General features: G+C 76.1%; 22 protein-coding genes and 2 pseudogenes. 11 read left to right on the top strand and 13 right to left on the bottom strand.

Going from position 1 to position 24,510, the window contains the following annotated elements:
- Positions 1 to 122 precede the first annotated feature (122 nt).
- Positions 123 to 1,328 (top strand): PucR family transcriptional regulator, encoded by a 1,206-nt coding sequence (locus HDA31_RS12620; RefSeq protein ID WP_178065207.1) that lies wholly within the window; start codon positions 123 to 125, stop codon positions 1,326 to 1,328.
- A gap of 50 nt (positions 1,329 to 1,378) precedes the next feature.
- Here the strand turns inward: HDA31_RS12620 and HDA31_RS12625 are convergent, their stop codons facing one another.
- A complete protein-coding gene (locus HDA31_RS12625; RefSeq protein ID WP_178065208.1) occupies positions 1,379 to 1,960 on the bottom strand; it encodes a TetR/AcrR family transcriptional regulator in 582 nt (193 codons plus the stop codon).
- Positions 1,961 to 2,028: 68 nt separating this feature from the next.
- Here HDA31_RS12625 and HDA31_RS12630 point away from each other — a divergent pair, with 68 nt between their 5' ends.
- Positions 2,029 to 2,520 (top strand): FBP domain-containing protein, encoded by a 492-nt coding sequence (locus tag HDA31_RS12630; RefSeq protein ID WP_178065209.1) that lies wholly within the window; start codon positions 2,029 to 2,031, stop codon positions 2,518 to 2,520.
- 136 nt (positions 2,521 to 2,656) lie between these two features.
- Here the strand turns inward: HDA31_RS12630 and HDA31_RS12635 are convergent, their stop codons facing one another.
- The 5 genes from HDA31_RS12635 to HDA31_RS12655 form a co-directional block, all read right to left on the bottom strand.
- Positions 2,657 to 3,124 (bottom strand): hypothetical protein, encoded by a 468-nt coding sequence (locus HDA31_RS12635; protein ID WP_178065210.1) that lies wholly within the window; start codon positions 3,122 to 3,124, stop codon positions 2,657 to 2,659.
- Between the two features lie 101 nt (positions 3,125 to 3,225).
- The gene (crcB, locus tag HDA31_RS12640; RefSeq protein ID WP_178065211.1) at positions 3,226 to 3,588 is read right to left on the bottom strand and encodes a fluoride efflux transporter CrcB; all 363 of its coding nucleotides are present in this window, start codon (positions 3,586 to 3,588) and stop codon (positions 3,226 to 3,228) included.
- On the bottom strand, positions 3,585 to 4,124 hold the full coding sequence (locus tag HDA31_RS12645; protein ID WP_178065212.1) for a FluC/FEX family fluoride channel: 540 nt from the start codon (positions 4,122 to 4,124) through the stop codon (positions 3,585 to 3,587). The genes crcB and HDA31_RS12645 overlap by 4 nt, the downstream gene beginning before the upstream one ends.
- Before the next feature lie 40 nt (positions 4,125 to 4,164).
- Positions 4,165 to 4,494, bottom strand: coding sequence for a pentapeptide repeat-containing protein (locus HDA31_RS33330; protein WP_376701381.1), 330 nt, complete (start codon positions 4,492 to 4,494; stop codon positions 4,165 to 4,167).
- Positions 4,383 to 5,075 carry a class I SAM-dependent methyltransferase gene (locus HDA31_RS12655; RefSeq protein ID WP_246384695.1) on the bottom strand — a complete coding sequence of 231 codons (693 nt, stop codon included), beginning with the start codon at positions 5,073 to 5,075 and terminating at the stop codon, positions 4,383 to 4,385. The genes HDA31_RS33330 and HDA31_RS12655 overlap by 112 nt, the downstream gene beginning before the upstream one ends.
- 323 nt (positions 5,076 to 5,398) lie before the next feature.
- On the opposite strand from HDA31_RS12655, the gene HDA31_RS12660 reads away from it, so the two are divergent.
- Together HDA31_RS12660 and HDA31_RS12665 are read left to right on the top strand one after the other, a co-directional pair.
- Complete coding sequence (locus HDA31_RS12660) at positions 5,399 to 5,833, top strand: DUF6766 family protein (RefSeq protein WP_219824911.1); 435 nt, start codon at positions 5,399 to 5,401, stop codon at positions 5,831 to 5,833.
- An 87-nt stretch (positions 5,834 to 5,920) separates the two neighbouring features.
- The gene (locus HDA31_RS12665; protein ID WP_178065215.1) at positions 5,921 to 6,889 is read left to right on the top strand and encodes a zinc-binding dehydrogenase; all 969 of its coding nucleotides are present in this window, start codon (positions 5,921 to 5,923) and stop codon (positions 6,887 to 6,889) included.
- 81 nt (positions 6,890 to 6,970) lie between these two features.
- Here HDA31_RS12665 and HDA31_RS12670 read toward each other — a convergent pair whose 3' ends face one another.
- Positions 6,971 to 8,086, bottom strand: coding sequence for a hypothetical protein (locus HDA31_RS12670; protein WP_178065216.1), 1,116 nt, complete (start codon positions 8,084 to 8,086; stop codon positions 6,971 to 6,973).
- Between the two features lie 18 nt (positions 8,087 to 8,104).
- Between HDA31_RS12670 and HDA31_RS33335 the strand changes: the two genes are divergently transcribed.
- The gene (locus HDA31_RS33335; RefSeq protein WP_343071149.1) at positions 8,105 to 8,530 is read left to right on the top strand and encodes a nucleotide disphospho-sugar-binding domain-containing protein; all 426 of its coding nucleotides are present in this window, start codon (positions 8,105 to 8,107) and stop codon (positions 8,528 to 8,530) included.
- A 719-nt stretch (positions 8,531 to 9,249) separates the two neighbouring features.
- On the opposite strand, the pseudogene HDA31_RS33340 reads toward HDA31_RS33335, so the two are convergent.
- Positions 9,250 to 10,416, bottom strand: a pseudogene (locus HDA31_RS33340) (adenylate/guanylate cyclase domain-containing protein); the annotation flags it as partial.
- Positions 10,417 to 10,603: 187 nt separating this feature from the next.
- On the opposite strand from HDA31_RS33340, the gene HDA31_RS12680 reads away from it, so the two are divergent.
- The 5 genes from HDA31_RS12680 to HDA31_RS12700 all read left to right on the top strand — a co-directional run bounded on the left by HDA31_RS12680 (position 10,604) and on the right by HDA31_RS12700 (position 19,208).
- The gene (locus HDA31_RS12680) at positions 10,604 to 13,525 is read left to right on the top strand and encodes a helix-turn-helix transcriptional regulator (protein ID WP_178065217.1); all 2,922 of its coding nucleotides are present in this window, start codon (positions 10,604 to 10,606) and stop codon (positions 13,523 to 13,525) included.
- A 129-nt stretch (positions 13,526 to 13,654) separates the two neighbouring features.
- On the top strand, positions 13,655 to 14,431 hold the full coding sequence (locus HDA31_RS12685; RefSeq protein WP_178065218.1) for a DUF5995 family protein: 777 nt from the start codon (positions 13,655 to 13,657) through the stop codon (positions 14,429 to 14,431).
- A gap of 102 nt (positions 14,432 to 14,533) precedes the next feature.
- Positions 14,534 to 15,283 carry a phosphotransferase gene (locus HDA31_RS32950; protein WP_178065219.1) on the top strand — a complete coding sequence of 250 codons (750 nt, stop codon included), beginning with the start codon at positions 14,534 to 14,536 and terminating at the stop codon, positions 15,281 to 15,283.
- A gap of 120 nt (positions 15,284 to 15,403) precedes the next feature.
- A complete protein-coding gene (locus tag HDA31_RS12695; protein ID WP_178065220.1) occupies positions 15,404 to 17,452 on the top strand; it encodes an APC family permease in 2,049 nt (682 codons plus the stop codon).
- A gap of 187 nt (positions 17,453 to 17,639) precedes the next feature.
- A complete protein-coding gene (locus tag HDA31_RS12700) occupies positions 17,640 to 19,208 on the top strand; it encodes a hypothetical protein (RefSeq protein WP_178067513.1) in 1,569 nt (522 codons plus the stop codon).
- A 168-nt stretch (positions 19,209 to 19,376) separates the two neighbouring features.
- On the opposite strand, the gene HDA31_RS12705 is transcribed toward HDA31_RS12700, so the two are convergent.
- The 5 genes and pseudogenes from HDA31_RS12705 to HDA31_RS12725 form a co-directional block, all read right to left on the bottom strand.
- Entirely contained in the window at positions 19,377 to 19,586 is a 210-nt protein-coding gene (locus HDA31_RS12705) for a hypothetical protein (RefSeq protein ID WP_178065221.1), read from the bottom strand.
- Between the two features lie 184 nt (positions 19,587 to 19,770).
- A pseudogene (locus HDA31_RS33445) lies at positions 19,771 to 20,013 on the bottom strand (helix-hairpin-helix domain-containing protein); the annotation flags it as partial.
- Between the two features lie 1,057 nt (positions 20,014 to 21,070).
- Positions 21,071 to 22,420 carry an FAD-dependent oxidoreductase gene (locus tag HDA31_RS12715; RefSeq protein ID WP_178065222.1) on the bottom strand — a complete coding sequence of 450 codons (1,350 nt, stop codon included), beginning with the start codon at positions 22,418 to 22,420 and terminating at the stop codon, positions 21,071 to 21,073.
- Positions 22,421 to 22,436: 16 nt separating this feature from the next.
- A complete protein-coding gene (locus HDA31_RS12720) occupies positions 22,437 to 22,787 on the bottom strand; it encodes a TcmI family type II polyketide cyclase (RefSeq protein ID WP_074477209.1) in 351 nt (116 codons plus the stop codon).
- A gap of 95 nt (positions 22,788 to 22,882) precedes the next feature.
- Complete coding sequence (locus HDA31_RS12725) at positions 22,883 to 23,692, bottom strand: AfsR/SARP family transcriptional regulator (RefSeq protein ID WP_178065223.1); 810 nt, start codon at positions 23,690 to 23,692, stop codon at positions 22,883 to 22,885.
- A 422-nt stretch (positions 23,693 to 24,114) separates the two neighbouring features.
- Between HDA31_RS12725 and HDA31_RS12730 the strand changes: the two genes are divergently transcribed.
- Complete coding sequence (locus tag HDA31_RS12730; RefSeq protein WP_178065224.1) at positions 24,115 to 24,447, top strand: TcmI family type II polyketide cyclase; 333 nt, start codon at positions 24,115 to 24,117, stop codon at positions 24,445 to 24,447.
- Positions 24,448 to 24,510: the final 63 nt, after the last annotated feature.

A 24,510-nucleotide genomic window follows, 5' to 3' on the forward strand; every position in this document is an offset into this window, starting at 1 on the left:
CCACGGCGGATCGGCGGGGATGCCCGTCGGGGTCCATCGTCGCCGGGCGGCCGACGCGGAGCACCGTCCCGCCGGACGCGAGAATCGGGCCCCCGATTGTCACCGCGTGACAAAATCGCGGGATGACCGCGCCCGTCACGCCCTGGCAGCGGCTCCCCGCCGACCTGGCCGCCGCGATGCGCCCCCACCTGCCCGCCACCGTCGGGGCGGTCGCGGCGGCGGTCACCGAGGCCACCCCGGCCTTCGCCGCCATCTCCGACGCCAAGTTCGCCCGGGACGTGCGCACCGCCGTGCAGGTCGCGTTCGAGCGCTTCGTCGACCTCGTCGGCACCGCCGAGCCCGCCCTGCCGCCGCGCGTGCGGGACGTGTTCGTGGCGCTCGGCGCGGGCGAGGCGCGCGAGGACCGGGGGCCGGAGGCGCTGCTGGCGGCGCAGCGGACGGCGGCACGGCTGATGCTGCGCACCGCGTCGGAGTCGCTGGCCCGGCTGCGCCCCGTCGACACCGCGGAGCTGATCGACCTGTCCGACGCCATCACCGCGTACGTCGACGAGCTGGCCGCCGCGAGCACCGACGGCTACGCCCTCCAGCTGCGCGAGCAGGCCGGGGAGGGCGACCGGCGACGCCGGCAGCTCGCCGAGCTGCTGCTGCGCGGCGACGGGCTGCCCGCCGCAGTCGGGGCCGCCGCCGCGCGGATCGGCTGGCCGCGCCTCGACGAGGTGACGCCGGTCCTGCTGCCGCTGGAACAGGCCCGCGACGCCCGGTTCCGCTACGGCGCGGACGGCCTCGTGGTCGAACGCGCCCGCGACGCCGTGCTGCTGCTGCGGGCCGGCCCCCGCTCCGCCCGCCCGCAGCTCGCCGAGGCCCTCGCGGGGCGCGGGGCGGTGGTGGGGCCGGCGCTGGGCTGGGCGCAGCTGCCGGCGGCGGTCCGGCTCGCCGAGCTGACCGCCGGGCCGGCCGGGGCGGACCCGGGCCCGGTCTTCGTCGACGACCACCTGGTCGCGCTGACCCTGCGCGGGGAGGCCGGCGCGCTGGCCGTGCTCACCGCCCGCCGGCTCGCGCCCCTGGCGCACCTGCGCCCGGCCCAGCGGGAGAGCCTGCTGGTGACCCTGCACAGCTGGCTGCGGCACTGGGGCTCGCGCGCCGAGGTCGCCAGCGAGCTGTACGTGCACCCGCAGACCGTCAGCTACCGCATCAGACGCCTGCGTGAGCTGTACGGCGACGACCTGACCGACCCGACCGCCCGCACGGAACTCCTCCTGGTCCTGGCCGCCCGCCCCACCCCCGGCTCGGCGTCCGGCCACGGCTCGGCCCTCGGGCCCGCTCGGTGACCAGGAGGACAGCGTCAACTTCGATCTTCACGGCGACGCAGACCTCTTGATCACCCGGGCGGGGTGGGGTGGGGCCAGGTGGTGAGGAGGGTGTCCAGGGCGTCCAGGATCCGGGTCCAGGTCTCCTGGGTGTCGGGGGCGCTGTGGTCGAACCCGCCCCCCAGCTCCAGGCTGACGTAGCCGTGGAAGACGCTGCCCAGCAGCCGGACCGCGTGCGTCTGGTCGGGTTCGGCCAGGTCGTACCCCCGCAGGATCGCCCGGAGCATCCGCGCGTGCCGGACGCCGGCGCTGGCGGCGGCCGTCTGCGGGTCGAGCCGGAGCTGGGCGGCGGCGTAGCGGCCCGGGTGCTCCCGGGCATAGCCGCGGTAGACGTTCGCCACGGCGGTCAGCGCGTCCTTGCCGGACCGCCCGGCCAGGGCGTCGGCGGCGCGGGTGGCGAGCTCGTCCAGGGCGAGCAGGGCGATCCGGGTCCTGAGGTCCTGGGAGTTTCGCAGGTGTGAGTAGAGGCTGGCGACGGTGACGCCGAACCGCCTGGCGACCGCCGAGACGGTCACCTGGTCGAAGCCGACCTCGTCGGCCAGCTCCGCCCCGGCCAGGGTCAGGCGTGCTGCGGTGAGTCCGGCGCGGGCCACGATCCTCCTCGGTTGCCTAAGTCGATTATGCGTTTGCCTAAAGTCTTTAGGCAACCTAGCGTGCCATCATGGAGCCGCTGACCGAGCAACAGATCCGTGCCGCGTTCCTCAACTGCACCAAGGGCGAGGCGAAGCGCCTGTCCGTGCCGCGCGACCTGGCCGACCGCCCCTGGGCCGACCTGGACTACCTCGGCTGGCGGGACCCGCAGGCACCGGACCGCGCCTACCTCGTCACCGTGCTCGACGGTCGCCCGACGGCCCTCGCGCTGCGCTGCCCCAGCCCCACCGCCGCGCAGCGACCGCGCGGCATGTGCTCGATCTGCCTCACCACCCCGGCCGGCGGCGTCTCGCTGATGGTCGCGCGCCGGGCGGGCCGGCCCGGGCAGCAGGGCAACACCGTCGGCACGTACGTCTGTAGCGACCTCGCCTGTTCCCTGTACGTGCGCGGCAGGAAGGACGCCGGGCCCGGCGCGCGCCTCCAGGAGTCGTTGACCCTGGAGGAGAAGGTCCAGCGGACGGTGGCCCACCTCGCCGCGTTCGTCGCCAGAGTGACCGCCTGACCGGCGTCGGTGGCGAGGCGGCGGGGTGACCGCCCGGCCGCCGTCCGGCGAGCCGTGACAGCGGGCGCGGAAGGAGCCCGGACGCCACGCAGGCGGCCCCGGCGCGCGGGGTGGCCGGCCGAGGTTCCGCAGGCGGTCAGGGGATCGAGAAGAGCCGGTCCGCGGGTACGACGGTGGCGGGCAGCGCCGCGCCGGGCACGAGGGCCGGGTCGCCGGGGCGGTTCACGTCCGCCTCGAACGCGGCGAACCCGGGCCCGCTGATGCGCAGGCGGAGCGTCAGCCCCGGGTCCTCTCCGTCCACGCGGTCCGCCACGGAGAGGATCTCCGCCGTCGCGGCGACACCCGCGGCGGACAGGTGACGCGCGTCGCGTCGCGACCGGGCGACCAGCCGCAAGCCGAGGACGCCGAAACCGACGCCGACGATCGTCGTGAGTACGCCACCGGCGAGCAGGCCCCAGAAGTCCTTGGTCGACGGTGGCGGCTCCACCGTCAGGGCGGCGACGAGCAGGGCCGGCCCGGGAAGGCAGATGGCGAGGAACACCAGCCGGCACAACAACGCGCCGATTGGGCCGAGGCGGGCTTCCGCTTGCCGGGGCGTGCTCACCAACTCATCCTAGTTGGCCTCTCCCGCACCATGATCGCCGCCGGCCGGACCGTGTTCCGGGAACGACCCATGGACGACACGACCCCGTGCGGGGGCGGCGGCTAGCCGACCAGCGCGCGGGTTACCGCGAAACCCAGGGTCGCCGCGCCCAGCCCGGCGGCGACGCTGGTCAGCGCGTTCACCAGCGCGAGCAGGCGGGAGCCGTCCCGGGCCAGGCGCAGCGTCTCGTGCCCGAAGGTGGAGTAGGTGGTGAGCGCGCCGCAGAACCCGGTGGCCAGCAGCGCGCCCACCGCCGGGCCGACCGGGGCGGCGACCAGGGCGCCGAGCACCAGCGAGCCGACCACGTTCACCGTCAGGGTGCCCCAGGGGAACGGTGAGGCGTGCCGGGCCTGCACGGTCCGGTCGGTGAGGTAGCGCAGCGGCGCACCGACGGCCGCGCCGAGGGCGATCAGCAGGGCCGTCACGCCGGCCCGCCGTCGGCCCGTGCCCCGTCGGGGCCCGCGGGCCCCGGTGTCGTCGGGTGGGCGTGCGAGCCGGTCGCGCGGCCGAGCAGCCGGGCCGCGGCGGCGTCGCCGACCCAGACCGCGGCGAGCGCCCCCAGCAGGGTGGCGACGAGGTACGCCAGCGCGGTGCCCGCCGCGCCGGCGAGCGCCGCCTGCCGCACGTCCACCACGTACGTGGAGAAGGTGGTGTAGCCGCCGAGCACGCCCACGCCCAGGAACGGCCGGGTGAGCGGCGGGACGCGGCCGGCGGTGACCACCGCCATCAGCGCCCCGATCAGCAGGCACCCGGACACGTTGACGCCGAACGTCGCCCACGGGAACCCGGTCGGCGGGTGCGGGAACGCCGCCTGGACGCCCGCCCGGGCGAGCGCGCCGAGCACGCCCCCGGCCGCGATCACGCCGAGCACGACCGCCGGGTGGGCGCGCAGCTCGCCCCGGTCTTCCGGCACCCGCAGGTCGACGTCGGGGTCGACCCGGCGCGGGGTCGGTCCTGCCACCTCGCCCTCCCACCAGCCGCCTGGGCGTACGAGCGCGAGCCTACCCCCGCCGCCCCGCACGGAGGGCCCCTTGATCGTCTGCGGGAAACGGAGAGTGCGGCCGGCGTGTCGTCTCCTTTCCGCGCAGACGATCAAGGCGCGGCGCGGCGCGGCGCAGCGTGGCGCGGCGCAGCGTGGCGCGGCGCAGCGTGGCGCGGCGCAGCGTGGCGTGGCGCAGCGTGGCGTGGCGCAGCGGGGCGGGGCAGGCGGGGCGGGGCGTCAGCGTAGGGCGGCCACCGCCGCGTCCGCGCCGCCCCGCCACAGCGTGCCGGCCTCGGTGAAGCCGGCGGCGGTCAGCGCGCCGAGGTGCCAGGAGACCGGCGGGTTCCACTCGGGGCTGTGCCCGGTCGGGTAGATCTCGTGGCGGCGGCGCACCAGCGGGCCCAGCACCGGGTCGGCGCCGGCCCGCGCCCACCAGTCGGACCAGGACAGGGCCGCGCCGGTGGCGTGCCGGGCGGCGCGTCGCTCCCGGGCCCGGGCGGTCAGCCGGTCGGTCAGCGTTTTCAGCGCGTCGTCGGGCATGTGGTCGGCGTTGACGCACAGGCCGCCCGGGCGCAGCAGGTCCCGCAGCTCGCCGTAGAGGGCGGTGAGGCGCTCGGCGGGCAGCCAGTGCAGGGCGGTGGCGGTGAGCGCGGCGTCGTAGTCGCGGTGCGGCAGCCGGTCGGACCAGTCGGGGCGGGTCAGGTCGGCGGTGAGCACGACGGCGCGGTCGCCCAGCGACGCGCGGGCCAGGGCGAGCAGGGCGGGGTCGAGGTCGACCAGGGTGACCCGGGCCCGGGGGAAGCGGGCCAGGGCGCGCAGCGTGATCGTGCCGGTGCCACCGGCGAGGTCGAGCAGGCGGGGTGAGTCCGTGTCGACCACGGCCTCGACGGCGTCGAGCATGGCGGCGAGGCGTTCCTCCCGGTCCGGCATGAACCCCTCCTGCTGCCGATCCCAGCTCACCTGCCAGGCCGCCGCCGTCGCGGCGAGCCCGGGGGCGGGGTCGGCGGGGTCGGCGGAACCCTCGGTGATCGTCGCGGGGCACCCGGCGGCCGCCTCGGCCACACCCTCGCTGATGTAAGGAGTCATACGCATCAGGCTAGTTACGCCGACGGTCGACGTCCAGACCTTGTTGCCAGTTATTGGCAACAAGGGGGGAGTGCTGTTCGCGGTCTCCGTCCCTTTTCAGTACGGTTTCGACCGGGTCCGGGCGGGGCACATCACGGGTGAGATCGACTACCGAGAGGGGGATCGTGATGGCGGAGACCAGCACACCGGCCGGCACGCGCCCGTCCGTCAGCGCCGACACCGGGGGTGGCCGCAGTCGCGGCCCGGCGGCCGGCCCGCCGTTCCGCAAGCCGCGATGGCCCAAGGCGTACGCCTTCGCGCTGGTCACCGGCGCGCTCTTCCTCTTCTCGTGGGTCGGCCAGTTCCTCTTCCAGCTCGTGGTGCAGCGCAACGAGGCGGGCCAGCACGGCCAGGCGTTCGCCTGGTCCGAGTTCCTGCCGCAGTTCTTCGCGAGCACCTTCGAGAACTGGCAGTCGGAGTTCCTCCAGCTGATCTGGCAGGCCGCCGGGCTGGCCCTCTTCTACTACTGGGGCTCGTCCCAGTCGCGGGAGTCCGACGACCGGATCGAGGCCAAGCTGGACGCGCTGCTGCGCGAACGCAACCTGGATCCGGAGAACCCGTGACCCGGCCCACCCCGCGCGCCGGTTGACCTCAACCCCGCTTCACCTCCGACGCTGTGCGCACACGGTCGAGCGACACGGAGGCGCGGGATGCGAGTGATCGAGGTGGCCCGGTTCGGCGGGCCGGAGGTGCTGACCCTGACGGAGGCCCCCGACCCGTCGCCCGGGACGGGCGAGGTGGTCGTCGAGACGGCGTACGCCAACGTGCTCTGGATCGACACGGCGATCCGCGCGGGCCGGGCCGGGCAGTGGTTCCCGGTCCAGCCCCCGTACCGCCCCGGGTCGGGGGTGTCCGGCACGGTGAGCGCGGTGGGGCCCGGCGTCGATCCGGCCTGGGCCGGCCGGCGGGTGGTCGCGCGGACCGGACCGGTCGGCGGCTACCTCGACCGGGCCCCGGTGCCGGTCGACGACGTCCTCGCCGTGCCTGCCACGGTGTCGTTGCGGGACGCCGCGGCCCTGCTCACCGACGGCGCCACCGCGTTCGCCGTGCTCGACCTGGTCGGCGTGCGCCCCGGCGACCGGGTGCTGGTCACCGCCGCCGCCGGGGGAGCGGGCGCGCTGCTGGTCCAGGCGGCGCGGGCCGCAGGGGCCCGGGTGGTCGCGGCGGCGCGGGGGACGGCCAAGGGGGACGCGCTGCGTCGCCTCGGCGTCACCGACGTCGTGGACTACGCCGCCCCGGACTGGACCGACCGGGTACGCGCCGTCCTCGGCGGCGTCGACGTGCTCCTCGACGGCGCCGGCGGCGCGTACGGCCGGGCCGCGCACGACCTGGTGGCACCGGGCGGACGGGTCTGCGCGTACGGCGCGCCGGCCGGCGGCTTCGCCGTCCCCGAACCCGCCTCGGCCCGCGCCCGGGGCATCGCGGTCACCGGCATCGGGGCTCTCCAGGCGGCCGGGCCGCAGACCAGGCGGGCGCACCTGCTGGCCGCCCTGGACGCCGTCGCGGCCGGCCGGGTGACGCCGCTGGTGGGGCGGACGTTCCCGCTGGACCGCGCCGCCGACGCGCACCGCGCCGTCGAGGAGCGGGCGGCGGTCGGCAAGACCCTGCTCACCCCGTGAGCGGGACCGCCGGGTGAGCCGCCGCGCTGCACCGCGTCCCGCCCGGCCGGGCCGGTCGCGGGCAGGCGGCGGTCGGGCCGGTCACCGCCGGCCGAGCGGGACCGCCTGGGCCGGCACCGCCGGCGTCGGCGGCACCGGTGCCGGGGCGGGCCCGGCGGGGCGTGCGGCCAGGCCGCCGAGCAGGGCGCCCAGCAGCGCGGCGAGGACGACGACGCCGCCGGTCACCTCGGGCGTCCAGCGCACCCCGACGGCCAGCGCGAGGCCGGTCAGGTGGCCGGCGACCAGCAGGCCGCCGAGCAGCGCCCCGGCCAGCGGCAGCCGCAGCGGCGCGTCCGGGCCGCGTACGGCGTCCAGCCGCCACAGCAGCGCGTCGGCGAGGGCGGTGCCGCCCAGGGTCCCCAGCGCGGCCCACGTCTGCGGCGTCGGGAACTCCTGCATCACCAGGTTGAACAACGCCACCCCGGCGACCAGGGCCACGCCCGTGCCCGGGGCCGCGCGCCGCCGGTGGACCAGCAGGAACGGTCCCACCAGCAGCAGCGTCGTGAGCAGGTACGCGTCGACGCCGAGCACCGCCTGCTGCTGGGTGCCCAGGCCGCCGATGAACCGGGTCGGGGCGAGGGTGAGGAACGCCGACGCGTAGGTGAGCAGGATGGACGGGGCCATCGCGCCGAGCACGAGCGAGGCGACGCCCGTGGCCGAGCGCGCGCCGCCCTCGCCGCTGGCCCACCACGAACGCAGCGGGCTGGTCACCAGCAGCACCGCCGAGGCGTCGAGGAGCAGGTGGCTCGGGCTGAACGCGGCGTCGAGCCCGACCTCCACCCCCAGCGTCTCGTGCCAGGTCAGGTCGGCCAGGCCGGCGAGCAGGAAGGTCGCCGCCGCGATCGCGCCGACCCGGTAGCCGGCGGGCCAGCCGTCCCGCCACCACCGGGGCGCGCCGCCGCGCCGCCGGTACGCTAGCCAGCACGTCCACGCCGCCGTGGCGACGAAGCCCGCGTAGAGCAGCCCGTGCCACGGGGTGAAGAAGCCCTCGATGGTCTCGATGATGTTGCTGTGCGCCCAGCCGTCGGACATCGCCCCGGCGGTGAGCACCGCGCCGAACAGGACGGTGACGAGGTCCTCCCGGCGGGTGGCCGGTGGCACTCCGGGGGAGGCGACTGCGGACGGTGAAGTGTCGTGGCGGACTCCGCTGCTGGTCATCGGCGGTCCTCTCGGGAGATGGCGACTCAGCGTCATTGTGCGGCTCCCGTGGGCGACGATCCGGGACCGGCGGCCGTCCACGCCGGGCGCGTCGCGCCACCGTCCACATGTTGGGAAGCTGGCGCGGGCGGCGGCCTCATCCGCGCCGTGCCGGCGAGCGCGGCGCTGGTGTGCCACGGCGGCTCGGGCAGCGCGTACGGTGCGTTCGTCGCCGGCATCCCGCAGTTGGCGACCACGGGGCCGGGGGACCGTCGGCACAACGCCGGGCTCATCGCCGCCCGGGGGTCCGGCCTCGCCGCCCCGGCCCGGCGGATCACCGCCGAACTGCTCACCCGGCTGCTCACCGACCCGGCACCGGCCGGGGCCGCCCGCGGGGTCAGCGGCGGGACCGCCGCCATGCCGGCCCCGGCGGACCCGGCGCCCCGGCTGGAGACGCTGCGCTGATCCCGGCTCGGCCGGGGGCCGCGCCGGCCCGGCTCCCGGATCCCGTCCGGCCGGGCACCGCCGCCGGGCGACCGGTCGCGCGGGCCGGGGCGCGTCGGCCGGGCCGGTGCCGTCGGCCGGGGCCGCGCCGGGGCCGGGTGCGTCGCGGGCCGCGCCGGCGGCACCGGTGCGGTCGCACCGGCGCGGCGCACGACGGCCGCCAGGACCGCCCGGGGCAGCCGGTCGTGCGCCACCCGGCGCAGCGCCGGGTCGGCGACGTCGTACCCGCCCCGCGTTCGACGCAGCAGCCCGCGCGCGGCGAGCGCGGACATGGTCCGCTCGGCCTGGCCCGCCGGCCACCCGAGGGCCCGGTCGACCGTCGCGGCGGCGGTCCCGGAGCCCAGCGCGGCGGCGACCATCAGCGCGGCGCGTTCCCGGCCGGCGCAGGCGTCCAGGCGGGCGGCGGCGACCGCGAGCACCCGCTGCGGCGGCAGCGCCGGGTCCGTCCCGTCGGCCACGTGCCGCACGTACGCCTCGGCGTGCCCCGGCGACCCGGCGACCAGCGGCAGCAGCCGGGCCGCCAGCGCCGCCGGCTGTCCGGCCCGGACCAGCAGGCCGCGGAGCAGCCGACCGGTCTCCACCGCGGCCAGCGGGGGCAGCGGCACCTCGTCGTGGCCGCCCTCGGGGCCGGTGCGGTCGCCGCTCCACTGCGGACGCCGCGTCGTCACCACCGCCAGCGGCACCCGCCGGGCGACGGCCGCCGCGAACAGGGCACGCAGGAAGCGGTCCGTCGCCGGGGCGGCCCGGTCGGCGTCGTCGAGCGCCAGCACGACGGGCTGGCGGTCGGCCAGGCGCAGCAGCACCCGCTGCCACACCGCCGCGCCGACCGGCGACGGGCCGACGAGCAGCCCCTCCAACGCGACCACCGTGGACAGCGCCTGTCCCGCAGGGACCACGCCGTCGAGCGCCGCCAGCAGCCGTCGGCGTACGGTCGCGGGCGGCTCGTCGGCGCGCAGGCCCGCGAACGCGCGCAGCAGGTCGGCGACGGGGGTCAGCGGCTGCTCGGGACGCGGCGGGCAGGCGGCGGCGTACCAGCGCACCGGCGCGCCGTCGACGGTCCCGACCGTGCGGCCCAGCTCGTGCAGCACCCGACTGCGGCCGCTGCCGACCGGGCCGACCAGCGCCACCCAGCGGGGGGCGCGCTCGCGGGCGGCCCGCAGCACCCGGTCCCGGGCGGCGGCGAGCTGCCGGCGGCGGCCGACCAGCGGGCCGTGGTGGCGGACCGGCTCGGGGCGGGCGGCCCCGACGGCGAGCGCCACGTCCATGGGCAGCGGCTTGCCGGCGACGCTCAGCGGGCCGAGTGCCCGGTGGACGATCACCCCGGCGGTGGCGCGGCGGGTGGCCGCGCAGAGCACGACGCCGCCGGGCGGGGCGTGTTCCTGGAGACGGGCGGCGGCGGTGATCACCGCGCCGCTGGCCATGCCGTGCGCGCCGGCGCGGATGCCCGCGACGTCCACCAGGGCCTCGCCGGTGGCGACGCCGACCCGCGTGCGCAGGGCCGCCACGCCCGGCAGGGCCCGACCGTCCAGGGCGCGCTGGATCTCCAGCCCGGCGCGCACCGCCCGGTACGCGTCGTGGCCGTCGGACTCGCGGGCCCCGAACAGGGCCATCACGGCGTCGCCGACGTACTTCTCGACCACGCCGCCCCAGCGGTCCAGCACCCCGACGACGGTGTCGAAGTAGGCGCGTTGCAGGGCCCGGACCTCCTCCGGGTCGAGCCGGTCGATCAGCGCGGTCGAGCCGACGATGTCGGCGAAGAGGACGCTGACCGTCCGTAGTTCCTCGGGCACCGGCCAGTCGGCCGGCGTCGACGACTGCGTTCCGTTGACGGTCGTGGACATGGGCATCGCACCGCCTTTCCCCCCGCTTGGTGCCTGACGACCTCAGGAGACTCCCACCACCGGTCCGACGGGGGATCGGCAGAACGACGTATGTCGGCCTACCGCAACCTTTGGTCGCAATGTCGACGCGAGGCGTACCAGTGGGGGCGAAGACCCGTAGAACGGTCCGGGGACCTGTGACTAGGCTGCGAACATGGCCAGCGATGTGGACCTCGCACCACTCGTCGGCCGTGCCGACCACCTCGCGACGCTGCGGTCCGCGCTGCTCGACGGCGTGGGTCCGGGGCAGACGGCGGCGGTGTTCGTCACGGGCGAGAGCGGGGTGGGCAAGACCCGGCTGCTGCGCGAGGCGGGCGACCGGTTCCGCGCCGGGGGAGCGCTCGTGCTCACCGGCTCGTGCCTCGACATCGGCGACTCGTCTCCCCTGCATCCGCTGTTGCAGGCGTTACGGCGCTTCGACGCCGAGCTGACGGCCTCGCACGCGCGGACGTCGTCGGCGGTGCGCGGGCTGTTGCAGACGTTCGCCGCCGAGACGGCCGGCCCGGACGGGGCGGGCGCCCTGCTGGAGCGGGTCTCCCGGGGGTTGCACCTGGTGGCGCAGGGGCGGCCGCTGGTGCTGGTGCTCGACGACCTGCAGTGGGTCGACCGCACCACCCGGCAGTTGCTGCTCTATCTGCTCGCCGGGCTCGGCGACCTCCAGTTGTCGGTGCTGGCGGCGGTGCGGGCGGAGTCGTTGCAGGGCGCGCACCCGCTGCGGCGGGTGCTGACGGAGCTGCGTCGCCTGCGGTCGGTGCGGGTGGTCGACCTGGCGCCGCTGGACCGGGCGGGCACCGAGCAGTTGGCCGCGGCGGTGCTGGGCGGGCCGTTGGGCGCGGAGGCGGCGGAGTCGCTGTGGCAGCGCAGCGGCGGGAACCCGTTCGTGGTGGAGGAGCTGGCGCGGGACCTGCGCGAGGGGCGCGACGGGCTGTCGGAGACGGTGCGGGAGGTGTTCCTGTCCCGGGTGGACGCGTTGCCGCAGGCCGCGCACGCGGTGGTGCACGCGGTGGCGGCCGGGGTGGAGCCGGTGGCGCACTGGCTGTTGGCCGAGGTGATGCGGCTGCCGGAGGGGGAGCTGATCGACGCGGTGCGGGCGGCGGTGGCGCACCGGTTGCTGGTGGGTGACGACGACGGTTACCGGCTCCGGCACCGGCTGGTGGCGGAGGTGCTCGCCCACGAGTTGCTGCCGGCGGAGCGGTCGGTGCTGCACCGCCGCTACGCGGAGGCGTTGACGACGGCCCCGGCGGAGCTGCACCAGGCGCGGCTGGCGCACCACTGGCGGTTGGCGGGGGAGCCGGCGCGGGCGTTGCCGGCGGCGGTCGCGGCGGCGCAGGAGGCCGAGCGGCTGCACGGCTACGCCGAGGCGCACCGCCACTGGTCGGTCGCCCTGCAACTGGCCGGCCCGCAGGCCCCCGGGGTCGCCCCGGTCGACGGCGGGATCACCGCCGACCGCGCGGAGCTGCTGCGCCACGCCGCCGAGGCGGCCCACCACTGCGGCGAGCACGCCCGGGCGCTGTCCCTGCTGGAGGAGCTGGCCGACGCCGAGGACGCGGCCCCGGCCTGCGCGCTGCACATCCGGCGGGCCCGCTACCTGGCCGCCGCCGGCCGGTCCGCGCCCGCCGAGGCGGAGTACCGGCGGGCCCTGGCCGCCGCCGACTGCACCCCCCGGGAGCGGGCCACCGCCGCCGCGCACCTGGCCGAGCTGCTGCTGCACCTGGGCCGCTACGCCGACGCCGGCGAGTGGGCCCGGGAGGCCCTGGAGCTGGCCGCCGAGGTGGAGGGGTCCGTCTCCGAGGTGGTGCTGGCCAGCATGGCGCTGGGCTTCAGCGAGGCATACCTGGAGGACCCGGACGCCGGGCTGGCCGTCATGCGCGAAGCCCTCGACACCGCCGAGCGGGCCGGCCGCCCCGAGGACGTGGCCTGCGCCTACCTGCACCTGGCGGAGCTGCTGACCGGGCCGCTGAACATCCTGGAGGAAGGGGTGGTGGTGGCCCGCCGGGGCGCCGAGCGGGTCGCCGAGCTGGGCCTGGGCCGCACCTACGAGACCCGGCTGCTGGCCATCGCCACGAACGGGCTGTTCCGGGTGGGACAGTGGGCGGAGGCGGAGAAGGTGGTCGCGGCGGCGCTGCGGCACCGCCCGTCCGGCGCGGACGCCGTCGAGCTGCTGCTGGCCCGCTGCCGGCTCTGGGTCGGCTACGGCGACATCGCCGCCGCCGACCGCGACCTGGAGGCCGTGGCCACCGTGCTGGCCGGCGGCGGGGCCCGGCACGTCATCCCGCTGCTGACCCTGCGCGCCGGCCTGGCCATGTGGCAGGGCCGGCACGACCTGGCCCGGCAGGCGGTGCAGCGCGGCCTCACCGAGATCCGCTCCGACGACGTCGGCATCCTCGCCGCCCTGGTCTGGCACGGGCTGCGCGCCGAGGCCGAGGCGCACGCCGCCCGCGTCCCGGTGGACACGACGGTGGTGCGGCGGCTGCGCGAGGTGGCCGAGCGGGTGGCCCGCAAGAGCGAGCACGCCGCCCGGCCGGTGCGCGACGTCGTCGACGGGTTCCTGGCCCTGTGCGAGGCCGAGGTCAGCCGCCTCGACGGCAGCGACCCGCAGCTGTGGGCCCGGTCGGTGACCGAGTGGGACCGCCGCCACCACCCCTACCCGGCGGCGTACTCGCGGCTGCGGCAGGCCGAGGCGCTGCTGGCCCGGCGCAGCCGCACGGCCACCGCCGGCAAGCTGCTGCGCGAGGCGTACCAGGTGGCGCAGGGGCTCGGCGCGGAGCCGCTGAGCACCGAGATCCGCACCCTGGCCACCCGGGCCCGGGTGGCGCTGGAGGACCGGGGCGCCCTCGCCGACGGGCGCCCCGCGGCCGGCGCCGAGCCGTCCGGCGACGAGCTGGCGATGCTGACGGCCCGGGAGCGCGAGGTGCTCGCCGCGGTGGCCGAGGGCCTGACCAACAAGGAGATCGGCCAGCGGCTGTTCATCAGCGAACGCACCATCGGCGTGCACGTGTCGCACATCTTCGACAAGCTCCAGGTGCGCACCCGGGTCCAGGCCAGCGCGATCTTCCTGCGTAACCGTCCCGAGTAGATCCCCCACGACGTACGCCCGTCGCCCGCTTATACGTCGTTCTACTGATCCGCCGCACGGATCACGGCTGAGAGGCTGTGCCCCGAGGCCACGGCGCGGGAATGCCGCGGCGCGCAGGGGGGAGGACGCATGGGGAAGGACGAACCGGTGTGGGGCCCGGTGCACCAGGACATCGTGGGGCTGCTCGCCGACCACCCGGCGGACGTGCCGGCGGTGGTCGACCACCTCACCAAGCTCCAGGACCTGCTGGTGCGGCTGCCTCCGCTGGAGCGAAGCTGCCCCCTCGCGGACTTCAACGAGCTGTACCTGACCATCACCACCAGCGTGCTGAACGGCCTGTACGACGACCGCTTCGCCGACCCGGTCTTCCTGGCCCGGCTCGACGTGGAGTTCGCCGCCCGCTACTTCGACGCGCTGCGCTACTGGACGGAGTCCAGCCCGGCCACCCCCCGGGCCTGGTCCTGCCTGTTCCGGCGGATGCGCGGCCCGGACGCCCGGCCGCTGCCGTCGGCCGCGGCCGGGGTGAACGCCCACATCAACTTCGACCTGCCGTTCGCGTTGGTGACCACGTTCGACAGCCTGGAGTCCGAGCCGGTCGACGGCACCGACCAGCACCACGACTACCTGGAGATCAACCAGATCTTCGCCGAGCGGATCCCGGAGCTGCGGCGCGGCTACCTGGACAACTGGCAGCTCATGATCGACATGCTCAACGGCGACATCGACGACTGGTACCAGGGCGAACTGGTCGAGTACACGCGCAACGTGGCGTGGCGCAACGCCCAGAAGATCTGGCGCTGCCGGCACGATCCGGAGGCCCGCGAGTGTGAGCGTGAGCGGCTGGACGACAACGCCGCCGCGCTCGGTCGGCTGCTGCTCTCGCCCCTCGGGGCGTTCCTGCAGTAGCCGGGTACGGGGGGTCCCCGCGCTACCGGGGGGGAAGCGCGGGGACACCCCCTGTCCCGTAACGGGGTGGCGGGCCGGCGGGGCGGCCGCCACGATGGCGGGGTGAGCACCCGCGAGGAGCCGCTGCCCGGCAACGCCACCGCCGGAGTGGTCCGGGTGGGCGACACGGTCCGCCGGCCGGCCGGCCCGTGGACCGACACCGTCGACGCCCTGCTGGCCCACCTGCACCGGGTGGGGTTCCCCGGCGCGCCCCGCCCGCTGGGCCGCGACGACCGGGGCCGTCAGGTGCTGGAGTACGTGCCCGGCGCGGCCGGCGACGTCACCGGCACGTACTCCCTGGGGGAGCTGGCCGGGATCGGGGCGCTCCTGGCCGACCTGCACCGCGCGACGGCCGGGTTCGTGCCGCCGCAGCCGGCGGTGTGGCAGCGGGTGATCCCGCCGGACCGCGAGGACCTGGTCTGCCACCACGACCCCGCGCCGTGGAACCTGATCCGCTCGCCCCGGGGCTGGGTCCTGATCGACTGGGACGGCGCCGGGCCCGGGTCGCGGCCGTGGGAGCTGGCGTACGCGGCGCAGAGCATGGCCGGGATGCGGGCGGACCGGCCGGTGCCCGAGTCGGCGGCGCGGCTGCGGGCCCTCGTCGACGGCTACGGCCTCGACGGCCCGCAGCGGGCCGAGCTGCCCCGGCTGCTCGGCCGGCGGGCCCGCGCCATGTACGACCTGCTCGCGGCCGGCGCCCGGGAGGGCCGGCAGCCGTGGGCGCGGATCTGGGTGGACGACGGCCCCTACTGGCGGGCCACCGCCGACCACCTCGACGCCCACGTGGCCGCCTGGTCCGCCGCGCTGAGCTGACCGGCCGACCTTCCTCCTGGTCCGCCGCGCCGAGCTGACCGGCCGACCTTCCTCGCCGGTTCGGCCGGAGCGGGCGGCGGGTTGCGCCTACCGTCGGTTCAGGGCGTGGAGGGGGCGCGCATGGCGCAGCGGCGGGACGGCGGGCAGGCGAGGCGGACCCGGGGCCACCGGCGTGCGGCGGCCCCGGGCGACGGCGTGGTCGTCCCGGCCTGCGTCGACCGGGCGACCCGGCCGCGGCAGCCCGCCGGCCGGTTCGGCCGCTGGCTGTTCGAGCACCGGGTGCCGCCGGTCGGGCCGGAGACCGGGGAGACGCAGGGCCGGGCGCACCCGTGGTGGCAGGTGATGTGCCTGACCGGCGTCGACTACTTCTCCACCCTGTCGTACCTGCCCGGCATCGCCGCGCTGGCGGCCGGGGCGCTCTCCCCGGTGGCGACGCTGCTGATCGTGGCGCTGACCCTGTTCGGGATGCTGCCGATGTACCGGCGGGTGGCCCGGGAGAGCCCGCACGGGCAGGGGTCGGTGGCGATGCTGGAGCGGCTGCTGCCGTTCTGGCGGGGCAAGGTCTTCGTCCTCGTCCTGCTCGGCTTCGTGGCCACCTCGTGGATCATCACGATCACCCTGTCCGCCGCCGACGCCACCGTCCACCTGCTGGAGAACCCGTACCTGCCGGCGTCGTTCCCGCGCGGCACCCTCGCGGCGGTGGCGGTGACCGTGCTGCTGCTGGTGGTCCTCGGCGGGGTCTTCCTGCTCGGGTTCCGCGAGGCGGTGACGGTGGCGGTGCCCCTGGTGGTGGTCTTCCTGGGGCTGAACGCGGTGATCGTCGCGGCGGGCGTGGCGGCGATCGTGGCGGACCCGGCCACGCTGGGGGACTGGACCGCCGCGCTGACGGCCGGCGGCGGCGGGGTCGCCGGCCTGCTCGGCCCGGCGGTGCTGGCGTTCCCGCTGCTGGTCCTGGGCCTGTCGGGCTTCGAGACCGGGGTGAGCATGATGCCCCTGGTGCGCGGGGAGGGCCCGGACGCCGAGCGTCGGCTCGCCGCCCGGATCCGCAACACGCGCCGGCTGCTCACCGCCGCCGCGCTGATCATGTCGGTGTACCTGGTCGCCACGACGCTCGTCACCACCGTGCTGATCCCCGCGCGGGAGTTCCGGCCGGGCGGGGCGGCCAACGGCCGGGCGCTGGCCTGGCTGGCGCACGAGCGGCTCGGCGAGGCGTTCGGCACGGCCTACGACGTCAGCAGCGTGCTGATCCTCTGGTTCGCCGGGGCCTCGGCGATGGCCGGGCTGATCAACATCGTGCCCCGCTACCTGCCCTCGTACGGGATGGCCCCGGAGTGGGGCCGGGCGGTACGCCCCGTGGTGATCGTCTACACGCTGATCAGCATTGCGATCACCGTGGCCTTCCGCGCGGACGTCAACGCCCAGGCGGGCGCATACGCGACCGGGATCCTGGCGATGATGGTCTCCGCCGCGGTGGCGGTGACGATCGCGACGGCCCGCGCCCGGCACAGGTTCGCGGCGGTCGGCTTCGCCGTGCTCACCGTCGTCCTGCTCTACGCCCTCACGGAGAACGTGATCGCCAAGCCGGACGGGATCGCCATCTCCGGCCTGTTCATCGCGGGCATCATCGGCGTCTCGCTGATCTCCCGGGTCACCCGCACCACGGAGCTGCGCGCCGACCGGATCGAGTTCGACGACGCCGCCCGCCGGTTCGTCGCCGAGTCCCTCGCCCACGACGGACGGCTGCACCTGATCGCCAACAAGCGCGACAGCGGGGCGGTGAAGGAGTACACGGTCAAGGAGCGCGCGCAGCGCGGCATGAACCCGGTCCCGGGCGCCGCCGACGTGCTGTTCCTGGAGGTCGACGTCGTCGACCCGTCGGAGTTCAGCCGGGTCCTGCGGGTGCACGGGGTGGAGGTCGGCGGGTACCGGGTGCTGCGGGCGGCCAGCCCGGCCGTGCCCAACGCGATCGCCGCGATCCTGCTCGCGCTGCGCGACGCCACCGGGGTCCGCCCGCACGCGCACTTCGAGTGGTCCGAGGGCAACCCCATCGCCCACCTGCTGCGCTATCTGATCCTGGGGCGCGGCGACACCCCGCCCGTGGTGCGGGAGATCATCCGCAAGTCGGAGCGGGACCCGTCCCGCCGCCCCGGCATCCACGTCGGCGGCTGAGCCGCGGGGACACCCCGGGCGCGGCCCCGATCACCCGTCTCGACATGAATCATACGTTTATTCACGTACGCCTGCCTTGCCCGATTCTGCTCCGTATCGTGACCTTCGGTGGCCGCCGCGAGGTACGCCACCCGGCGCCCCGTTCCGGTGCCGCCGCGTCATTTCGTGCAGGAGAGGCAGGACCGTGATGTTCACGTACCAGGGCAACCGGCGAGCGACGCCCAGCAGGCGACGGTCCCGGTGGTTCTTAGCCGGCGGCGTGGTGGCCGGCAGCCTGGTGGTCGGCGCGGCCGGTGTCACCGGCGTCGCCGCACTGGCCGCCGACCGTGCCCCCGGCGTGACCGACCAGGGGCGGCCGGCGGCGGCCGTGCGCGACGACGGCCCCGACGGGGGACGGTGGACCGACGAGGGCGCCCCGGGCGGTCCCCGCCGGCCCGAGGCCGGGACGGAGGGGGCGGGTGCCCCGGATGGACCGGGGACGCCGGACGGCAAGCCGGACGGGCCGGGCACCCGCCGGCCGCCCCTGCTCACCGTGCCCTGCGACTCGGCCCGGCTCGTCGCCGCGCTCGTGCAGGCCAACGCGGAGGGCGGGGCGACGGTGCGGCTCGCGCCGAAGTGCACCTACACGCTCAGCCACGCCTTCCAGCAGCCCGACGAGTACGACGGCGGTATCCGCGACGCCCGGGAGGCCGCCGACGCCGCCGAGACCCCTGGGGACGCCGAACTGCCGCCGCGCCAGCCGGGCGACGACAACACCGGCCTGCCGGTGATCTACCAGGCGATCACCGTCGAGGGCTCCGGGGCGACCATCGCCCGGGGCGAGAACGCCGAGACCTTCCGCTTCTTCACGGTGCGCGACGGCGGCGAGCTGACGCTGCGCGACGTCACCCTGCGCAACGGCCGGTCCACCTCGGAGGGGGGCAGCGTCCACGTCGTGCACGGGGCCACGGCCGTCCTCGAACGCACCACGGTCGTCGGCAGCACCTCCGTCTCGCCGAAGGAGGGCGGCGGCGGGGTCTTCAACGACGGCAACATGGTGGTCCGCGAGAGCCGGTTCGTCGGCAACTCGGCCGCCGGCGCCGAGGGCAAGGGCGGCGGCATGCTCAACGGCGGCGTGCTGACCATGACCAAGACCGAGTTCCGCGACAACAGCGCCAACGGCTACGGCGGCGGGCTCGCCAACTACCGGGGCGCGGCCGACGTCGCCACCACCGTCCTCGCGCACAACATCGCCGGGCAGGGCGGCGGCCTGGCCAGCTTCTCGGCCCGCACCAAGGTCGAGGACACCCGGGTCGTCGACAACACGGCCAAGATCGGCGGCGGCATCGCCAACTCCGACGCGGTGCTGGTCCTGCGCGGCCTGGTCGTCCAGGGCAACGCCGCCAGCGGCAACGGCGGGGGCATCTCCAGCGTCCAGGGCCTGCTGCCGATGGACGACAGCGTCGTCAGCGGCAACCACGCCCGGGGCAACGGCGGCGGCATCTTCGCCGACCGCTCCAACACCCTGGTGCGTACCAGCGAGGTGGGCGGCAACGCCGCGGTCGGCGCGAAGTCCGCCGGTGGCGGCGTCTACACCGTCGCCGGGCAGCTCTCGTTGTTCAAGAGCAAGGTGGTCGGCAACAGCGCGACCCTGCCCCCGGGCGGGATCTTCGCCGACCGGGCCCAGGTCAGGATCGACGACGCCAGCGTCGTCATCGAGAACCGGCCCACCAACTGCCTCGGCAGCAAGGTGCCGATCGCCCACTGCTTCCGCTGACCGTGCGGCCCGCTCGGCGCGTTCGGCGGGCCCGCCGGCACCGGCGGCAGATCTTGGACGGTTCGTGTTCGCTCGTGACGGCAACCGTCCAGGAACGTCGCAGGATCAGTGAAGCGACAGCGGCCCGCCCCCGCAAGGGGGCGGGCCGCTCGTGTCGTGCCGCTCGACCTACTTGGACGGCTCGGGGAGCTCGCAGTCGATCTTCGGGTTCGCGCCGATGTAGTTCAACGGCCCGGCGACGATGGTCACCAGGATGGTGCCCGCCTCGGCGCAGTTCTTGTCGTCGCCGTCGTAGTAGCCCCGCTGCCCAGCGGCGATGGCGCCGATGACCAGCCAGATGACAAGGATGATTCCCAGAATCGACGGGCCGCGCCGCATGGCTTCCTCCCGGGTAGTGGTGGGTTTCGAGGTGAGCCCGATGTACCCAACCGCCACTCGCGGCTAAACGACCGCTGCCCCGTCCGCGCAGGTGCGGACGGGGCAGCGCCGTGATCGACGTGCGGGGCCGCTGCCAGGCGGGTGTGTCGGACCTGGCGTGCTGCGCCGCCGCCGGGACGGGCCGTCAGGCGTCGGCGTCGCCGGCCGGGAGCACCCGGTCGGCCTCGGCCGGGGCGCCGACGAGGACCTTGGCCTGCTGGGGCCACGTGGCCAGGCTGGGCGCGGCCCGCAGGCCGGCGGAGCGGATCGTCTCCCGCAGGGTCGCCTCGTCGAGGTCGGCGAGCTGCCGGTAGGTGCGGATGCCGGCGTCCTGGAGCGCGGCGGCCATCTTCGGGCCGATGCCCTGGATGCGACGGAAGTCGTCGGCCGACCCGGTGGTCGGGTCCGCCGCCGCGGCGACGCCCGGCGCGGCCTCGGGCTCGACCGGGACGTGCTGCGCCTCGGGCCCGACCACGACGGCCGGCGGCAGGGCGTCGTCGACCGGGGTGCGCGGCGCGGGGACGACGGGCGTGGCGGCCTCGGCCTCCGCTGCGGCCTCGGCCGGCGCGCTTGGGGCCGCCGGCTGGACCGGCTCGGTCGCCGCCGGCTCGACGTCCGTGGTCGCGGCCACCGGCTCGACGTCCGCGGTTCCGGTCGCCGGCTCGACAGCCGTGGTCTCGGCCGCGGGCTCGACAGCCGCGGTCGGCTCGGGCGCCGTCGGCTCGGCGGGGGTCGCGTCGGCCGGCGGGGCGAGGGTCGCGGCGGCCGGCTCGGGCGTCGCCGCCGGCTCCGGGTCGGTGGCGACGGCGGGGGAGCCATCGGTCGCGGGGGCGTCGATCGTGGCGGCGGGGGTGTCGTCCGTGCCGGGAGCGTCGAGCGTGGTGGGGGTGCTCTCCGCGCCGGGGGTGTCGATCGTGGCGGCGGAGGTGCCGTCCGTGCTGGTGGGGGCGTCGTCCGTGGCGGCCGGGGTGAAGGCGGCCGGGTCGGCGTCGCCGAGGACCCCGCCGGGCGGGGTGGGGGAGGCGGTGTCCGGGGTGGGCTGGTCGAGGACGGCGACCGGGGCCGCCGCCGGGGCGACCGTCGCCTCCGGCCGCTGCTCGTCGACCGTGGCCTCGGGGGCCGGGCCGGACACCACCGCCACGCCGGCGACCGGGTCACCCTCCACGATGGGCGTCGGGCCGGAAGGCGTCTCCTGGCGGCCCCGCAGCGCCCATCCGGCTGCCGCACCCACCAGCAGCGCCAGGATCACGATCAGCCATTGCCCGAAACTCGACGGCACGGGGAACCTCCCTCTTTGAGAGCATCGGTGAAAAGTCGCGAAGAAAATCCGTCGCAGCTTCGCACACGCGCCGTGTCGGCGACAGGGAGGTCCGGGGCCTTCCGGCGCTGGTGGGGTGCTTCGTACCCGGGGTGGCGGCGAGATGACCGAGCGTGGTCGGCCGGGGTCAGTCCTCCTCGCCGCGATAGGTGTAGAAGTCGTCGACGAACTTGCGCCGTAGCCGGGGCACCCGACTGGTGATGCCGAAGTAGCCGCGCGCCCCGAGCAGCGCGAGCCGCCCGATCACCGGACGGTAGATCCGGTCGTCGCCGCTGGTGCCGCTGCGGTGCAGCGAGTCGTGCACCCGGGCGAACCCGTACGGGAGCATGGCGGCCTCGTAGTCGGCGACGGCCTGCACCAGGGTCTTCTCCCCGGCGGCGGCCAGCCTGATCTGCCGGCAGAGCAGGGCGGCGTCGCGCAGGGCGGTGTTCGCGCCGACCCCGCGCCCCGGGGTCATGGTGTGGATGGCGTCGCCGAGCAGGGTGACGGTGCTGCTCTTCCAGGCCGGCACGGGCTCGGAGGTGGACACCCTGATGGGCAGGGCGCTGCCGGGGTCGCTGCGGGCCAGCAGTTCCCGCAGGCGGGGGTGCCAGTTGCGGGTGAGTTCCTGGGCGATCCGGACGAGGTCCTCGCCGCGGCGGCTCATGACGTCGGCGGGGAACCGGCGGGCCGCGCTCCAGATGATGAAGTTGATGTTGTCGCGGGTGGTGTCGTGGCGCAGGCCGGGCCAGCGGCGCAGCAGGTCGGCGTCGGCGGCGGCGACGCCGGGCTTGACGTCGCCGCCGCGGTCCCACTTGAACTCCATCACGTGCAGCACGCCCATCGTCCCGCCCGCGCCGAAGACCAGCGAGATGCCCTGCGCGACACGTTCGGGCAGCAGCGAGCGGGTGTGTTCGGTCAGCGGGATCCGGGTGGCGATGTTGACGGTGCCGGCATCGCGGATCACCGCGTGCGGCAGGTACTGGCGGCGTACCGCCGAGTGCGTGCCGTCGGCGGCGACCAGCAGGTCGCCGGTGGCCGTGCTGCCGTCGGCGAAGTGGGCGGTGACCGTCCCGTCGTCGCGCTGCTCGTAGTGGGTGAAGGTCCGGTCGAACTCGACGGTGTCCTCCAGACCGGTGAGCAGGACCTGGCGCAGGGTCATCCGGGCGACCGAGCGTTCGGTGCCGACGTCGTCGGTGTCCGGGCGCAGCGGGAACGAGGCGGTCTGCCGCAGCCGTTCGGTGACGACGTTGAAGTAGCGGGGCCCCCGGGCGCAGGTGACGGCGAAGATGTCGAACAGCTCCGGCGGCAGGCACTCCCGCAGCGCCCTGCTGCCGGTGGGCCCGATGCCGACCCGGTAGCCGAGCAGCCCGTCGGCCCGGTCGGCGTGCCGTTCGTGGACGGAGACGCCGATCCCGGCCCGGCGCAGCCCGTGGGCCAGGCACAGGCCGCCGGTGCCGGCCCCGATGATCATCACCTGCGGCGGGTTGGCCACCATGTCGCGGCCCGCCGGCTCAGCCGGCCGTGCCGGTGACGCCGACCGGCGAGGTGGCGTCCCAGCTGTAGAAGCAGCCGGCGATCGCGTCGCGCGGCGAGCGCCAGGTCGGCAGGTACGGCGAGGTGTGCGCGGAGAGCCGCTCGTTGACCTGGAGGTAGAGCGGATGGTTGCGGGCCGCGGCGAGGGCGTCGGCCTCGACGTCGGCGGTCTCCATCAGGTGTACGCACAGGTCGTGCAGGCAGTACAGGGAGCGGTGCCGCACGCCGGTGAGGCCCGGCAGCTCCGTCGCGTCGGACTCGGCGAAGATCTGCGCGACGCGTCCCTCCGCGCCGGGGATGATCCTGCTGACGATCAGTAGACGACTCATGGGTCCCCTCCCGCAGGCGGCACCTCTGGATCAAGGTCGGGCGACCGTGGCGCCGCTTCTGCGACCACCATGCCGACCGATCTGTCACGTTGCCGTCACCGTGGGTGTGTTTGCGGTGACGCGCCCGGCCGGCGCGGCTCGGGGGGCGTCGGGCGGCTGGCCTGCCGGATGGGCGCGAGCGTGTCGTGCAGCAGGGCGGTCATCGCCGGGGACGGCTCCAGGCGCAGTTCCCGCAGGAGCAGGTCGCGGTACGCGTAGAAGGCGTGCACGGCCTCGAAGACGTTGCCCTCGGCGAGGTGGACGCGCACCACCAGCCGGTGCGGGGTCTCGCGCAGCGGTTCGGCCGCCATGGCCTCCAGCGCGGCCTCCAGGGCCTCGCCGTGCCGTCCCGCCGCGAGGTGGTTGCGGGCCACCTGCTCCAGCATGTGCAACCGCAGCTGGCGTAGGCGTTCGCGTTCCAGCAGCACCCAGTCGTCGTACCAGCCGGGGAGCAGGTCGTGCCGGCCGGCGGTGAGGGCGACGCCGGTGCTGCCCGGGTCGTCGCCGTCGCGGACGCGGGCGGCGGTGCTGGCCAGGTCGTCGACGTCGAGCCGTACGCGGGGGTCGAGGCGGGTGGTGTCGCCGCTGGTGACCAGGGGGCAGCACGGGTCCTGGCGCAGCCGCCACAGCGCGGTGCGCAGCGAGGACAGCGCCCGTTCCTCCGGCGCCTCGGGCCAGAGCAGGCCGGCGAGGTGGCTGCGGGTGGCGCCGGGGCGCAGCCCGATGAGCGCGAGGACCCGTTGCAGGCCGCGCGGCACGACGACGGGCGTCTCGTCGTGCAGCAACTGGAAGCCGCCGAGCAGGCGCAGCGAGACGTCCGGGGCGTGGCCGTCGCCCGTGGTCGGCGTGGGCGGATCAGCGGTCACGGCGGCACCCCCTGCACCGGACCTGGTCCGGACTCCTCGTGCGTCCCGGCGCGCTCGCCCCGGGGGCGCCACTGTCTCCGGTGGCTCCACGCGTCGTGGCCCGGGCGTCGCGACCGCCGGGCTGGCCCGCTCGAAGATTAACCACAATGATTACGGTGAGTCAACGTTGGGTACGGCGCGGCTGCCGGCATCGCGGACCGAGTGTGCCTGCCAACTGCGAATATTTGTCGTTATCAGGGTCACCTTCTCAGGAGGGGCATGGATTGTCCACAGGATTCATCAACGCAGCGTCACCGCTGGTCGTGTCGGCGGGCGGCCCGGCGGTGACGCCTCGGTGACGGCGGTGCGCGCACCGTGGCGGCAGTCGTCCCGCGTGACGGCGAGCTCATGCCGCGCCGCCGCGCGCCCCAGGGAGGCAGTCCATGGATCGTTCGCTGATCGTCGCCAAGGTGGTCCCCGACGCCGAGGAGCGGGTCGCCGAGATCTTCGCCGAGTCCGACGCCACGGAGCTGCCGCGCCTGGCCGGGGTCCGGCACCGGTCGCTGTACCGGCTGGGTGACCTCTACGTGCACCTGCTGGAGACCGAGCGGCCGGGGGAGACGGCGGTGGAGGGCATCCGGGAGCACCCCGAGTTCGCCCGGGTCAGCGCGCGGCTGCGGCCGTACGTCTCGCCGTACCTGCCGACCTGGCGCTCGCCCCGCGACGCCATGGCGCGCTGCTTCTACCGCTGGGACCACGGCGGGCGGCGGCCGTGACCGCCACCGTCGGCGGGCGGGTGCGGCCGCGCCGCGCCGGATGCGCCGCACCGGACGACGGGA

Source organism: Micromonospora carbonacea (assembly GCF_014205165.1).
In the GTDB taxonomy this organism is placed as follows: domain Bacteria; phylum Actinomycetota; class Actinomycetes; order Mycobacteriales; family Micromonosporaceae; genus Micromonospora; species Micromonospora carbonacea.

What these genes read in the sequence shown, in the direction of transcription:
- HDA31_RS12620 (WP_178065207.1), top strand. Translation starts at nt 123, where the DNA reads ATGACCGCGCCCGTCACGCCCTGGCAGCGGCTCCCCGCCGACCTGGCC.
- HDA31_RS12630 (WP_178065209.1), top strand. Translation starts at nt 2,029, where the DNA reads ATGGAGCCGCTGACCGAGCAACAGATCCGTGCCGCGTTCCTCAACTGC.
- HDA31_RS12655 (WP_246384695.1), bottom strand. Translation starts at nt 5,075, where the DNA reads ATGCCGGACCGGGAGGAACGCCTCGCCGCCATGCTCGACGCCGTCGAG.
- HDA31_RS12660 (WP_219824911.1), top strand. Translation starts at nt 5,399, where the DNA reads ATGGCGGAGACCAGCACACCGGCCGGCACGCGCCCGTCCGTCAGCGCC.
- HDA31_RS12665 (WP_178065215.1), top strand. Translation starts at nt 5,921, where the DNA reads ATGCGAGTGATCGAGGTGGCCCGGTTCGGCGGGCCGGAGGTGCTGACC.
- HDA31_RS12670 (WP_178065216.1), bottom strand. Translation starts at nt 8,086, where the DNA reads ATGACCAGCAGCGGAGTCCGCCACGACACTTCACCGTCCGCAGTCGCC.
- HDA31_RS33335 (WP_343071149.1), top strand. Translation starts at nt 8,105, where the DNA reads ATGGCGACTCAGCGTCATTGTGCGGCTCCCGTGGGCGACGATCCGGGA.
- HDA31_RS12680 (WP_178065217.1), top strand. Translation starts at nt 10,604, where the DNA reads ATGGCCAGCGATGTGGACCTCGCACCACTCGTCGGCCGTGCCGACCAC.
- HDA31_RS12685 (WP_178065218.1), top strand. Translation starts at nt 13,655, where the DNA reads ATGGGGAAGGACGAACCGGTGTGGGGCCCGGTGCACCAGGACATCGTG.
- HDA31_RS12695 (WP_178065220.1), top strand. Translation starts at nt 15,404, where the DNA reads ATGGCGCAGCGGCGGGACGGCGGGCAGGCGAGGCGGACCCGGGGCCAC.
- HDA31_RS12700 (WP_178067513.1), top strand. Translation starts at nt 17,640, where the DNA reads ATGTTCACGTACCAGGGCAACCGGCGAGCGACGCCCAGCAGGCGACGG.
- HDA31_RS12705 (WP_178065221.1), bottom strand. Translation starts at nt 19,586, where the DNA reads ATGCGGCGCGGCCCGTCGATTCTGGGAATCATCCTTGTCATCTGGCTG.
- HDA31_RS12715 (WP_178065222.1), bottom strand. Translation starts at nt 22,420, where the DNA reads ATGGTGGCCAACCCGCCGCAGGTGATGATCATCGGGGCCGGCACCGGC.
- HDA31_RS12720 (WP_074477209.1), bottom strand. Translation starts at nt 22,787, where the DNA reads ATGAGTCGTCTACTGATCGTCAGCAGGATCATCCCCGGCGCGGAGGGA.
- HDA31_RS12730 (WP_178065224.1), top strand. Translation starts at nt 24,115, where the DNA reads ATGGATCGTTCGCTGATCGTCGCCAAGGTGGTCCCCGACGCCGAGGAG.